This is a genomic window from Desulfosporosinus sp. FKB (assembly GCF_002196705.1).
In the GTDB taxonomy this organism is placed as follows: Bacteria; Bacillota; Desulfitobacteriia; order Desulfitobacteriales; family Desulfitobacteriaceae; genus Desulfosporosinus.
On the sequence record NZ_NADJ01000033.1, the window covers coordinates 47,482 to 61,006 of the forward strand.

At 44.4% G+C, this 13,525-nt stretch carries 12 protein-coding genes; 10 read left to right on the top strand and 2 right to left on the bottom strand.

Going from position 1 to position 13,525, the window contains the following annotated elements; genetic code table 11:
• Positions 1-184 precede the first annotated feature (184 nt).
• The 10 genes from B5Y67_RS11275 to queG all read left to right on the top strand — a co-directional run bounded on the left by B5Y67_RS11275 (position 185) and on the right by queG (position 11,814).
• Positions 185-1,300, top strand: coding sequence for an aminopeptidase (locus tag B5Y67_RS11275; protein WP_088226540.1), 1,116 nt, complete (start codon positions 185-187; stop codon positions 1,298-1,300).
• 77 nt (positions 1,301-1,377) lie between these two features.
• On the top strand, positions 1,378-1,779 hold the full coding sequence (locus B5Y67_RS11280; RefSeq protein WP_088226541.1) for a hypothetical protein: 402 nt from the start codon (positions 1,378-1,380) through the stop codon (positions 1,777-1,779).
• A 37-nt stretch (positions 1,780-1,816) separates the two neighbouring features.
• Positions 1,817-2,698 carry a diacylglycerol kinase family protein gene (locus tag B5Y67_RS11285; protein ID WP_088226542.1) on the top strand — a complete coding sequence of 294 codons (882 nt, stop codon included), beginning with the start codon at positions 1,817-1,819 and terminating at the stop codon, positions 2,696-2,698.
• 51 nt (positions 2,699-2,749) lie between these two features.
• Positions 2,750-4,117 (top strand): HD domain-containing protein, encoded by a 1,368-nt coding sequence (locus tag B5Y67_RS11290; protein WP_088226543.1) that lies wholly within the window; start codon positions 2,750-2,752, stop codon positions 4,115-4,117.
• A gap of 148 nt (positions 4,118-4,265) precedes the next feature.
• Positions 4,266-4,913 (top strand): flavin reductase, encoded by a 648-nt coding sequence (locus B5Y67_RS11295; protein ID WP_088226544.1) that lies wholly within the window; start codon positions 4,266-4,268, stop codon positions 4,911-4,913.
• Between the two features lie 246 nt (positions 4,914-5,159).
• Positions 5,160-7,163, top strand: coding sequence for a molybdopterin-dependent oxidoreductase (locus B5Y67_RS11300; RefSeq protein ID WP_088226545.1), 2,004 nt, complete (start codon positions 5,160-5,162; stop codon positions 7,161-7,163).
• A gap of 116 nt (positions 7,164-7,279) precedes the next feature.
• Positions 7,280-7,825: an NADH peroxidase gene (locus B5Y67_RS11305; RefSeq protein ID WP_088226765.1), complete on the top strand. Its 546-nt coding sequence runs from the start codon at positions 7,280-7,282 to the stop codon at positions 7,823-7,825.
• Between the two features lie 526 nt (positions 7,826-8,351).
• Positions 8,352-8,933 (top strand): TetR family transcriptional regulator, encoded by a 582-nt coding sequence (locus B5Y67_RS11310; RefSeq protein WP_088226546.1) that lies wholly within the window; start codon positions 8,352-8,354, stop codon positions 8,931-8,933.
• Between the two features lie 363 nt (positions 8,934-9,296).
• Positions 9,297-10,235, top strand: coding sequence for an NADP-dependent oxidoreductase (locus B5Y67_RS11315; RefSeq protein WP_088226547.1), 939 nt, complete (start codon positions 9,297-9,299; stop codon positions 10,233-10,235).
• Positions 10,236-10,794: 559 nt separating this feature from the next.
• On the top strand, positions 10,795-11,814 hold the full coding sequence (queG, locus tag B5Y67_RS11320) for a tRNA epoxyqueuosine(34) reductase QueG (RefSeq protein WP_088226548.1): 1,020 nt from the start codon (positions 10,795-10,797) through the stop codon (positions 11,812-11,814).
• On the opposite strand, the gene B5Y67_RS11325 is transcribed toward queG, so the two are convergent.
• Both B5Y67_RS11325 and B5Y67_RS11330 read right to left on the bottom strand, forming a co-directional pair.
• Positions 11,811-12,977 carry an aminotransferase class I/II-fold pyridoxal phosphate-dependent enzyme gene (locus B5Y67_RS11325; RefSeq protein WP_088226549.1) on the bottom strand — a complete coding sequence of 389 codons (1,167 nt, stop codon included), beginning with the start codon at positions 12,975-12,977 and terminating at the stop codon, positions 11,811-11,813. The genes queG and B5Y67_RS11325 overlap by 4 nt on opposite strands.
• Positions 12,974-13,471 carry an Lrp/AsnC family transcriptional regulator gene (locus tag B5Y67_RS11330; RefSeq protein WP_088226550.1) on the bottom strand — a complete coding sequence of 166 codons (498 nt, stop codon included), beginning with the start codon at positions 13,469-13,471 and terminating at the stop codon, positions 12,974-12,976. The genes B5Y67_RS11325 and B5Y67_RS11330 overlap by 4 nt, the downstream gene beginning before the upstream one ends.
• Positions 13,472-13,525: the final 54 nt, after the last annotated feature.

The window sequence follows — 13,525 nt, forward strand, 5'->3', positions numbered from 1 at the left end:
AGGAAAATGCTAAGGTATGAAGAATATACATACGAACTATCCACTGGTAAATCCTTTAAAGGGATTCTGTTATTGAGATAAATTTGCACAGAAATGAGCAATTTAAGGATATCATGTCAGTAGAACAAAGCGATTGACATTATAAACCATTTTAACTATGATTTTAGTTTAAGGAGGCCCTAACGTGAAAGATCCTCGTTTTGAAAAACTAGCCGATTCTTTAATTAATTATTCGATCGCCCTGAAACCGGGGGAGAGAATTCTTATTGAAGTCATTGGAACAGGTATTCCACTTGCCCAGGCTCTCGTACGTCATGCCTATCAAGCTGGGGGAGTGCCCTTTGTATCTGTCATTAATCATACTCTAATGCGAGACTTATTAAAAGAATTCACGGTTGAGCAAGCTGAGGCTATGGCTCGCTGGGACCTTGCAAGAATGAAAGAAATGCAGGCCTACATAGGAATTCGGGCAGGAGAAAATGCTAACGAATGGGCAGACATTCCCGGTGAATCTCTGAAATCATATTCATCCTCTTATCAAAAGAAGGTGCATATTGAACAGCGTATTCCCCATACTCGTTGGTGTGTCTTACGGTATCCTAACCCTTCTATGGCTCAGTTGGCATCAATGAGTCTGGAAGGATTTGAAAACTTTTACTTTGACGTCTGTAACCTGGATTATGGAAAAATGTCCTTGGCTATGAATCCGCTCAAGAACTTAATGGAGAAAACCGATCAAGTACGAATTGTTGGACCGGGTACTGATCTAGTATTCTCGATTAATGGAATGCCAGCGATTAAATGTGACGGACAAATGAATATTCCTGACGGGGAAATCTATACCGCGCCTATTAAGGAATCGGTAAACGGGCGGATCAGTTATAATACCCCATCGTTGTTTCAAGGATTTACCTTTGAAAAAATTGTCTTGGATTTTAAAAACGGTAAAATCATTAAGGCCGTTGCCAATGATACGCAGCGGATTGATGACATCTTCAATACCGATGAAGGGGCAAGGTATGTGGGGGAATTTGCTCTCGGAGTAAATCCATACATCTTAAACCCAATGCTGGACACCCTTTTTGATGAGAAGATCGATGGAAGTTTTCATTTTACTCCGGGTTCCTGCTATGATGACTGTTATAACGGTAACAAATCAGCCGTTCACTGGGACTTGGTGTGTATTCAAAGACCGGATTATGGCGGCGGTGAGATCTATTTTGATGAAAGATTAATTCGCAAAGACGGCCGTTTTGTGTTGCCGGAACTGGAAGTATTGAATCCGGAAAACCTGAAATAACGTTCCTTATGACCGTGATCGTAACCCGCATTTGGGAATTGAGCAGGGGCTTACCGAATTCAAATGGAGGCGGTTCGATGGTTAATAAGTTGCTATCCATTATCTTAGGTGCGGTTTTATGGGGGCTAGGTACTTACCTTAATATTGTTGTTGCCATTGGCAAGTACGGATTGCCGGCTTTTTTGGCGGGAGTACTTCTTGCTCTGGGGTTTTTAGTCACTAAAGCTTTGTCAGAAGAAAAGACAAGTATAGATTTGTGGATTATTATTCTCAGAGGCTTAGCTGTAGAATCGCTTCTTTTTCCCCTGGCCAATTTGGCGATGGTTTATTTGCTAGCAAAAGGTTTTCCCCTTGAGGAAACGAGAGCCGTGTTAATTGAAAGCGGTCTAATTGCTGTTATTTTAGCAGGAGTATTTTTCTTTAATGCTCATTTATTGAACACGAAGATTCGCCGCTGGCGTATGGGAATAAAAAAGTAAGTGGTTTAGCTATGGAAGAGGAGTCGGATTTATAACAATGTTGAATAAACGCTTGCGTTTAATCTATAATCCTTACGCTGGACGGTGTAAGTTAACAGGTCAATTAGATTCGGTGATACGTATTTTTCAAGAAAGCGGACATGATGTATGTATTCATCGAGCCTGTTCTCCGGAAGACATTGAAGAGACTGCTTTACAAAGCAGTGATGTTGATTGTCTGGTAATCGCCGGGGGAGACGGGAGTATTCACCAAGTAGTTAACGGTTTGGTAGAAATTCCGGCATTCCAACGTCCAGCCTTGGGAATTTTGCCTGTAGGAACAGCCAATGATTTGGCTTATGCTCTCCATTTGCCTAAAAGTGTTCCTGAAGCCTGTAAAGTAATTGGACGAGGAAATATTTACAATATAGATACGGGTATGGTCAATAATCGTTATTTTGTTAATGTTGCCAGTGCAGGACTTTTAACAGATGTTTCACAAAAAGTGGACCTGCGAGTAAAAAACTCTTTGGGTCAGCTAGCCTATTTTCTGAAAGGGATTGAGACGCTTCCTTCATACCGGCCTTTCGGGGTAGAGTATGATCTTAATGGAAAACATTATAGTGAAGAAGTTATTCTTTTTCTGGCTGTTAATGGTCTTTCCGTTGGGGGAATTAGACAACTAATGCCCAGAGCGTCTTTGTCTGACGGAAAGTTGGATATTTTAATGGTCCCACTTGTTGGTTGGCCGGAAACTCTTCGAATTCTTCTGAGAGTTTTACGCGGAGAACAGGTAAGTACCCCCAAAATGAAAGAATTTCAGATCTCAGAACTAACGATTCATACTGATCGACTCATAACCTCGGATCTTGACGGGGAACATGGACCGGGAAGCCCTTGGCATATCTGTATTGGCCCCAAAATTTCTGTATTCTGTTAATCTGTCCTTGAAGCTTGATTGTAATTTTAAGGGTTAATCGGGGGGGACTTGATGCTTGGCTCATCTTTTCAACAGGAAGTTTTAAAACGTCTAAGCCTAATCTGTCCCGTTTATTGTGTCGGCGGTGCAGTGCGAGATGCAGAACTGGGGATACCTAACAAAGATGTGGATGCTGTCGCTGCCCTACCCCCTGAAGAAATCTTTAACCTTTTAACCCATTGGGGCTATACACCTCATTTACTGGGCGCAAAACTACAAACGATAAGTTTGTTTCAGGAGTCGGATCGCTTAGACATAGTCTCCTTCCCCGGTGAGCTCGAAAGGGATGCTTTGCGGCGTGATTTCACGATTAATGCCATTTATCAGGATGTTAAAACAGGGGAAATAGAGGATCCTTTTCTGGGCCTGAGCGATTTGAGAAATCGGTATTTAAGAACTTGCGGCAATCCTTTAGAGCGATTTGAGGAAGATCCTTTAAGGGTTTTACGAATGATACGATTTGCAGTTAAATACTGCTTAAGTATAGAGACTGAGACCTGGCAGTCGGCAGTCATCTTTGTCCCTCAACTTTCAGAGGTTTCCAAAGAACGAGTTACTGAAGAATTGGGAAAAATCCTGGTTTTGGAGAATGTTGCTCAGAGCCTTTCATTACTAGATCGGATTGGATTTTTTCAACTATATATTCCTGAACTATCCAGGCTTAAGGGATTGGTTCAGGATCGCTTTTATACCAAAGATATATGGGAGCACACCTTGAAGGTGGTTCAGTATAGCCCAGAGCAGATAAGTTTACGTTTAGCAGCTTTATTTCATGATTTGGGAAAATGGCAAACTCCCGGTAGAGGGGAAGGACATTATTTTCCTCACGAAAAAGAAAGTGCCCGGCTTTCGCGGGAAATCTTTACCCGTTTTCGTTGGAGTATGGTTCTTCCTGGGGGAACTCATGGGGAACAAGAGGTTGAATATCTTGTAAGGCATCACAGTCTGGGTTCTCGTATCTTTAGAAAGGAATTGAGGGGAGAAGCTGATTGGCAGAAGGTATCCTTTAAAGCGCGCTGTTTTGCTTGGAAAATCGGATGGAACGGTCAGGTTTTTGATCCGCTTCGAGTCGAAAATTCACTGAGACTGTGGCAGGCGGATTTTCAAGGCGGAAGGCAAGAGCACAGGGATGATTTCGAACGTTATGCAAGAATTCAAAGTGAGGTAAGAGCTGCTTCGTTATGGATAACTGAGCGAATAAAGACTCTGGATTGGAAGGTATTTCCTCAATTTGCTGAGGAAAAAGGCTTGAGAGGCAAGAACTATGGAAGATTTAAAGAACAGGTGCGCAGAGTCCTGATACGTTGCCCAGAGTATTGTTTGAATGACACCAGCTTTCTGGAAGCAGAATACCGGACTTTTTTACTGAGAGATGCTTAGGGTTTGGGGCGTTCCATAGGTGTTATTTTAGTAATTGCAATTGAATATCTTAGTTGAATAGAGCGAAGATTGAGCTCCAAGAGGAAAAATATGTCTTGACCGGTATAAACGATAAGTTTATAATTATTACTAAAAAAGAGGTGCTTTTATGGAGAAGCGTTGGCGATGCAACGTATGTGGTTATATACATACCGGCGATAATCCGCCTGAAGTTTGTCCTATTTGTAGTGTTGATGCTAGTAATTTTGAGCTGGTAACAGGGGATCCTGGAGTGAACGCAACATCAAATGTTAAACCGGCAGCGAAGATTGAAATGACTCAAGAAGACGGTTCCCAGGTCATTCGCCATGCACTTTATAAGGTTTCTTATGGCCTGTATATTATTACGGCTGAAGCTGATGGAAGAGATAATGGACAATGTGCCAATACATGTTTTCAAGTGACATCGGACCCGGCGAGATTAGCTATTGGCATTAATAAATCGAATTTTACTCATGAACTAATCCAAAAAGGCGGGAGATTTGGAGTATCAGTTTTAAGCCAGACAGGTCAGGACTATGCTCGTAAGTTCGGATATCGTTCAGGGCGTGACGCGGATAAGTTTGAAGGAGTAGCGGTTCATCGTGGGGAATCGGGTGTTTTACTGCTTGATGATGTACTTGCTACAATGGAAGCTAAAGTGGTGGGCCAACTCGATGCGGGAACTCATACCCTCTTTTTGGCGGATGTTGTTGCGGCTGAGATCCTTCAAGAGGGAGAACCGATGACCTATGCCTTTTTTAGAGCCAGCAAATAGAGGCTTCAGGAATGTATAGAAAAAAGCAATCAGGCTAATTCGTGTCAAACAGAATTAGCCTGATTCTTTGCACAAATCCATGAAGGTTTTGTTAGCGGATCAGTGAGTGAACTCGTTCAGCTGAAGCTGAACATCGAGACTTCGGTGGGGGACTCTACCTCCACCGAAGCAGAGTACGGGGTACCCACTCCCACTTAAGAAGCGGGAGTCTTACGATTGGATAAATTTGGCGTTAGGAGGATCATTATGCATTCAGAGGTTAAGAGATCAGTTTGTCCTTATGATTGTCCCGACACTTGTGGGCTTAGGGTCGAACTGATAGCTGATAAGGCAGTGAGAGTAAGTGGTGATCCCGAGCATCCTTTTACAAGAGGTACCTTGTGCCCTAAAATGGCTCATTATGAAAGAACTGTTTATTCTCCGCAGCGATTGACTCAGCCACTTCTTCGTTCCGGGGAAAAGGGTTCGGGACAATTTCGAGCCATTACTTGGGATGAGGCTATTGCCCGGATTTCTAACCGCTGGAAAGAATTAATTGATCATTTTGGCGCAGAAACAATTTTGCCTTACTCCTACGCTGGAACCATGGGAATAGTGCAGCGCAATTGCGGAGAAAGCTTTTTTAATCGTTTGGGGGCATCGAGATTAGCGCGAACAATATGCTCTGCAGCGAAAGGTTATGGCTGGGCCTCAGTAATGGGAGAGACTTTAGCTCCTCATCCCGATGAAGTTAAGAGAAGTGATTTAATTATTCTCTGGGGGACAAATGCCCTAGCGACAAACATTCATTTTGTCCGCAAAGTACGGGAAGCCAAGAAACAAGGGGCTGTTGTTTGGCTTGTGGACACCTATGAAACACCCACGGCTAAACTAGCTGATAAAGTCCTGTGTGTCAGACCGGGCAGTGATGGCGCTCTGGCTCTCGGGTTGATGCACATTTTAGTTCGGGAAGGACTTCAGGATCAGAAGTTCCTCGATGACTATGTACAGGGCTTCGAGGCCTTTCGTAAGGAATGTCTTGATGATTTTTCTCCTCAAAAAGTCAGTCAAATCACGGGCGTTGAAATCAGTCAACTGGAAGAATTAGCTCTTCAATATGCTCGAGCAGGCGCTCCTTTCATCTCCTTGGGTTCAGGGCTTTCACGTTATGGAAATGGAGCAATGACCGTTAGAATTATCACTTGTCTGCCTGCATTGGTTGGGGCTTGGAGCAAGCCGGGGGGCGGGCTGTTGACAAGCATTTCTTCTAAAGTTATTTCATCAGCGTCTGTCGTCCGGGAAGATTTCTTGCAATCTCCGACGAGAGTTGTAAATATGAACCAACTTGGTTTTGCCTTGACTGAATTAACGAATCCGCCGATTAAAAGTTTATATGTCTACCATTCTAATCCTGCAGTTGTTGCTCCGGACCAGAATCAAATACTTAAGGGACTTCGGCGCGAAGACCTTTTTACAGTTGTCCATGAACGGTTCATGACGGACACCGCCCGCTATGCCGATATTATTTTACCGGCCACGAGTTCCTTAGAACATGCGGATCTTTATCGTTCTTACGGTTCTTATGTTATTCAGAAAGCTGCAGCAGTCATCCCACCCCTTGGGCAAGCTAAGTCAAATTGGGATGTCTTTAAATTACTTGCTCAAAGTATGGATTTTCAGGAGCCCTATTTTAAGCAGTCTACGGAAGATCTTATTGACCAGCTGATTGAATCTTCGTCATCTTGGCTACTGCAAGAGGAGCAGGAGAAACTTTCAGAAGGGCATCCCGTTGAACTTAAGCTGCCTGTCGATTATAAAATGACATTTCGGACTCCTTCGGGAAAAATCGAACTTTATAATCCCCAGGAACCAGCCCCCCTGCCCCGCTATATCGAACCTCATGGAGATAAAGCTCCATTTTTCCTGATGAGTAGTCCTAATTTGTATTCTTTGAATTCATCGTTTAATGAGCGAGAAGATTTATTAAAGAAGAAGAAAACAGCCTATCTTTTAATGAATGTAGAGGATGCTCTGGCAAAGAATTTGAATGATCTTCAGCAGGTGGCTGCCTTTAATGAACGTGGTGAAGTTAACTTCATTCTTAAAACAACGACCAAGGTTCCCCGCGGAGTTGTTGTTACAGAAGGGCTGTTTTGGAATAAAAATTCCAAAACGTCATCGGTTAATGCTCTTACTTCTCAACGTTTGACTGATCGAGCTTCGGCGAGCACGCTCTATGATGTTAAAGTCGATGTGCGAGGGTGTGAGTGAACTCGTTCAGGATACAAACAAAAAAATTTTTAAAAACCCTTGATTTTTATTTAAAGTAATTGTAAAATAAGAACATAGATTAATTGATAATAAATTTGGGGAGGTTAACTTAAATGATTAAGAAATTTGTATGTTCAGTATGTGGTTACGTTTTTGAAGGGAATGAGGCTCCGGAAAAATGTCCGCAATGTGGAGCTTCTAAAGACAAATTCTCCGAGAAAAAAGACGGCCCCCTGCAATGGGCTGATGAGCATAAAATTGGAGTAGCCCAGGGCGTTGATCCAGAAATTCTTGAAGGTTTAAGAGCTAATTTTACCGGAGAATGTACTGAAGTTGGTATGTACCTAGCTATGAGCCGTCAAGCAGACCGAGAAGGCTATCCTGAAGTTGCAGAAGCTTATAAGAGAATTGCCTTTGAAGAAGCAGAACATGCCGCTAAATTTGCAGAGCTGCTTGGCGAAGTAGTGGTTGCTGACACTAAAAAGAATTTAGAAGCAAGAGTTGAAGCCGAATATGGCGCTTGCCAAGGTAAAAAAGAAATTGCCACCAAAGCAAAACAACTGAACTACGATGCTATTCATGATACGGTTCATGAAATGTGCAAGGATGAAGCTAGACACGGTAAAGCCTTTAAAGGATTATTAGACAGATATTTTAAATAAGCCGACCACATAAACTTTGGTGGCTCACAAAGCTCATACAACCCTTTATAAATAAAGGGTTGTATGAGCTTTTTTATGTACAACTCTATGTACGCAGTACACGGATTGAGGAACGAAAGTATATGCCATAGGGGTTAATTAATTACAATTTGTGTAATTTGAAACTTAGTATTATATGTGGTATACTTGAAAAGTAAATAAGAGGAACAAACTATTTAAAAGTCAAAACATAATTTGATGTTTATGGATAAAGTTCTGGAATTTATCCAATTTTTAAGACCCCCACTTCTATAAGTGGGGGTGGGTCCTTCGTTAACTTCAGGTGGTAGAGTCCTCCTTCGCCGCTAAGTATTCCTATTGGGAAAGGCGGCTCGGCAATAATGTCCACTGGACATTATTGTATCTGAAGCCCCGATGTTCAGCTTTAGAAATATTCCAGCTTAGATTTGGATTCCAAATTGAATCTATTTACCGGTGCTTCAAAAGCAAATGTTCTTACTACTGTATAATACAAGAGGTGATTAATTTGGATAAGATTTCGTTAGATAAAGAAATAATCCTCAATGCAACAGAAGAAGTTATTCGCCGTTTCGGACCAGGCAAAGCGAATATCACTGACGTAGCAAAGCTATTAAAGGTTAGCCATGCTGCCCTTTATAGATATTATAATGGAAAAACTGACCTTTGGAATGCTGTTACAGAGCGTTGGCTCACAAGTTTGCATGCTCCTTCAAATGATATTTTGAAAGAAGATAATCCTGCTGATATTAAACTTTTTCATTTACTCGAAGACTTTGCGGAAGCTAAACGCCGCAGTGCTATTAATGATCCGGAAATGTTTGCAAATTACATTAAGCTAGCGCACAACTCAATGGAAGTAATAGAAAAAAGTATAGAAGAAGGTATTAATCGTATTAAGGAGATTATAGTTCAAGGAATTTCGGAAGGTATATTTTTTACGGAATCTCCTGATCAAGCTGCAAGAGCCGTATATCTTTCAACCGGTGTTTTTATCAACCCAAACTCATTTGAAGATCCGAATCGAAAACAGAACATAGAATCTGTTGTAAATCTTCTGATAAGAGGACTTAAAAATCCTAATAAATGAATCGAGCAGGAGAGGGCGACTAGCCTTCGTCATCCCACAACACCTTGTTTGTGAGATGGGACTAGGTTTTTCTCGAAGTTTGACAAAGCTCTAAAAAAGATAAGTTAAAATTTTTCGCCCTTGGCTTTCCTAATAGGATTGTTGAGGGCGTTAGTTATTGGTATTTCAAGAATTTGACCATACTTTATAAAAACAGGGTCAAACTGAGAGCGGTAGCATACTCCTTTATATTTTTTTGTGATAAGTTACAAATGAAATATATTGTATTTAATAGCACAACGTGATATTATCCAAGTTACATGTTATAATATCAAAAACATGTAACTTGGATTATTGGTTTTGAAGTTTAAAGGAGGATTTTCAATGCATAATTTTGTAAACAGAGCGGTCCAGCTCGACTCGTTCGGCGGTCCTGAGGTTCTCAACGTCCGCGAAGTGCCCGTACCGCAGGCCGGCTCGGGGCAGATTCGTGTGCGCATCACTGCGGCCGGACTGAACCCGATGGACTGGTTCATGACCTCCGATGCAGACACCGCCGCTCGATTCGGCTTGAGCCTGCCGTCCGGGTTCGGAACCGACTATGCCGGGATTGTGGACCAGGTTGGTGAAGGCGTGATCGAATTCGCGATCGGCGACCGAGTGTTCGGTGGCGCCCTCTCCCGTGCGGTAGCCGGCTACGTAGTAGTAGATGTGGTAGGAACTATCGCGGGGGGTGGCGACGCGCACCACACCCCCGACGGCGTCGACGACCGCACCGCCGCTACTCTTACTATCGCGGGCTGCACGGCCTCTGCCGCCCTCGCCGTGGTCAATCTCGGCCCAGACGACACTGTGCTCATTGGCGGCGCGGGAGGCGGGGTTGGCGTGTTCGCCGTCCAGCTTGCTAGGCTCGCAGGCGCGCGAGTGATCGGAACGGGATCGGCGACCTCGGCCAATGCCCTGCGTGCCCTCGGGGCCGAGCCGGTCACCTATGGCGACGGCATGGTCGACCGACTCCGCGCCCTTGCTCCCGCCGGCGTTACTGCGGCGATCGACCTATATGGGACAGACACGATGCAGGCGGCACGAGATCTTGGCGTTCCGGATGAGCGCATCACCACCATCGCTGCACAGGTCGACGGGATCACGCCAGCAAACGGTGCTAACGCCGTCCCTGGCGCCATAGAAGAGATTGCTCGCCTGGTCGCGGCGGGCCAGTTCCGTGTGCCCATCGCAGCAAGTTTCCCGATGGAGCAGATCCGCGCGGCAGTCGAGCTTCAAGCTGGTCGGCACGTGCACGGCAAGGTCGTCATCGACATCTAGGTGTTGTTCCACGATCTTGTCGTCGTTAGCTCAGCCGGTCAGGTCACATTCCCGCGGCAGGCGAGGGTGCGCTTCGCTGGTTGTCGGGGCGCCCGACGATAGCTCCTTCTAAAAGGGCGCAGCGTTGTGAAATTATTAGTTCACAACGCTGCGCCTTTCTTATAATATTAAGCGGGAAAGCAGACATGTCATTCTTTTAATTCAGTTGATATACCAGCGATAACAAGCCCTTATCAATTCGGCAATCAGTAACGAATATCAATTATTGTACTAATTGTAATGCAAAGTTAAAGTGACATAGTTATAGTTTGTATTTTACTCATATCGGGAATTAAAAGGAAAAACTGAACGCAGGACATTTTACAGGCTTTGTCAAAAATATCTTTTAATTTCAACAATTTGTTTAACAGAGCCACTTTAGCATTAGAAATATCAAGGATGTTTAGTTTGAGAAAAGTGAGTTAAAATGTAAATAGAGAAGACTTATTGCATAAGGATTGATTGATTATCTATTTGCTGATGCAAGATCACATTTTGCCTTGTTAGGGAGGATAGTTTATTGAGCTTGGAGGAATGGCAAGATTGGAAAAAGGAGCTTAGGAAATGGGCTTTAGATTTAGGGTTTATAGCAGTTGGGTTTACCACTGCCCAACCGATTAAGGGGCTTAATGGTTTGTTGCAGGCTCGCCTTGAACAAGGTGTGTCTACTCCTTTTGAGAGTCAAATAATTCAGCAGAGGGTTGATCCAAAGGCTGTATGGCAGGATTGTCAGGGCGTTGCTGCGTTAGCCTATGAACTTCCTCTCGCGATTGCTCCCGAGAAGGGAGAGGGTATTTTGGCCCGCTCGGCCATCGGAGAAGACTATCACCGGGTAATCAATCAAAAATTAAAAGAGCTCGCTGAGATAATGGCGGAAAACCATTGGCCCGGAGCTATCCGCTGGCAGGTCGACACGGGACCTTTAGTTGAAAGAGCCTTTGCAGTTCGGGCAGGGCTCGGTTGGATCGGCCGAAATCAGCAACTGATTATACCCGGCTACGGTTCCTTTGCGGGGTTAGCGTTGTTGCTGCTGAATCATGAACTTCCCAGCGATGAAATGATTTTGAACAAGTGCGGTTCTTGTCGGAAATGTATTCAAGCTTGCCCTGCCCAAATTCTTGGCAAGGAGATCTTTGCAGCCAGACGTTGCTATTCTTATCTCACTCAAAGCAAAGAAGTGCTTACGCCAGAAGAGAGAATAGGTTTAGGAAATCGAATTTTTGGCTGCGACACCTGCCAGGAAGCTTGCCCTCATAACCAAAAACGGCTTCAGGAAGAAGTGCAGATGGTATCGGCAGCGGAAAAAAAGCGCGGTGTCGATTTAGTGGATACGTTGAATTTAACCAAAGGGGAGTTTCGAGAACGTTTTCTTCATACGGCAGCCGGATGGCGAGGTAAAGGCATCCTGCAGCGAAATGCTTTTCTCGCTTTGCGCAACATGCAGGACCCCAGACTTAAATCCTGGCTGACAAATAAAGAAAAAGCCCTTCCGCCAATATTGACGCCATATCTGGACGGAGTAACAGGAGATGACGTTTAAAGGGAGAATCTCCGTTCTACAAACCGACCGATTCGCTGTAATGCTTCTTCAAGCTGCTCCAGAGAATAAGCGTAGGAACAGCGAATGAATCCTTCACCGGATGGCCCGAAGGCGGTCCCGGGTACGACGGCGACTTTTTCCTCGTTTAAAAGTTCTTCGGCAAAGGCCTCCGAGGATAATTTCGTTTTCGATATATCCGGAAAGACATAAAAGGCACCCAGGGGCTCAAAACAATCCAGACCCATGGATCGAAAACCATGGACCATAAGCCGGCGTCGGCGATCATAGGCTGCGACCATTTCGTCTTTAGCTTCGGAAGCAGAGCGCAAAGCCTCAAGAGCGGCAATTTGGCCAGTGATTGGGGCGCAAAGCATGGTATATTGATGAATTTTGGTCATTCCGCTGATAAGGTCAGGATGCCCGGCAACGTAGCCGATTCGCCAGCCTGTCATAGCGTAAGATTTTGAGAAACCGCTGACGAAGAGGGTACGGTCGTGCATTTCCGGTAAACTGGCAAACGAGGTATGAGTGCCTTCGTAGGTAAGATCGGAATAAATATCATCGGCCAGGACGAGCAAGTCATGCTCTTTGACAAATTCGGCAATGGGCAGGAGATCTTCACGCTGCATAATAGCCCCTGTCGGGTTATTAGGATAGGATAACACCAGGAGCTTGACTTCGGGTGAGTAGGCTTGGGCCAGATCCTTAACCCGCAGACGGAAATTCTCATCAGCGTGGGTTGGAACATAGCGCACACTGGCTCCGGCTAAGGTTGCGCAGGGTCCGTAAGATACGTAGGAGGGATCGGGCACCAAAACAATATTTCCTGGTTCAATGACAGCGCGCATAACCAGATCAACAGCTTCACTGGCGCCAGTTGTAATCAGAATCTCTTTAAGTGGGTCATAGGAGAGGCCCATGGTAATGTTTAAATGATGGGCAAGCTCTTCCCGCAGTTCATAGAGTCCCGCGTTGCTGGTATACATCGTCTGCCCCTGTTCGAGGGAGAATATACCGCTTTCCCTCACAGTCCAGGGAGTTACGAAGTCAGGTTCGCCGACTCCCAGAGATATTACGTCTTTCATAGTGGCGACAAGATCGAAAAACTTACGGATTCCTGAAGGCGGCATATTAGCAACATGGCTGGCAAGATAACGATTCACGGTGAAATCACGAGACGTTGGAGTGTCTCTTCCTCACCCAAAAGTTCCACACCGTCCTGTTTATATCGGCGCAGTACAAAATGAGTGGCCGTACTCTGGATATGCTCAAGGGGAGCTAGTTTTTCCGCAACAAAAAGGGCAACATCCTGCATCGTCTTGCCTTCGATAAGTAAGGCCAAATCATATCCACCGGACATAAGCATCAACGATTTGATTTCTGGGAACTTTTGCAGCCGTTTCGCAATTTTGTCAAAACCATAACCGCGCTGAGGGAGGACTCTTACTTCAATCAGAGCAGAAACTTTTTCTTCACCCGTCCGTTCCCAATTGATTACAGGTTGATAACCGGCAATGATTTTTTCTTTTTCCCAGTCCTTGATCCGCTTTTTGATGTATTCCGCGGATAAGCCGGTTTGCAGTGAAAGTTCCTCTGGAGTTAAGCGGCAGTCTTTAGCTATAATTTTAAGTAATTTGCGATCTTCTGGAGTGAGCATCCTTTTACACCTCTTTAAACAATCTAATAAGGTCGATAAACATTATCATAACTT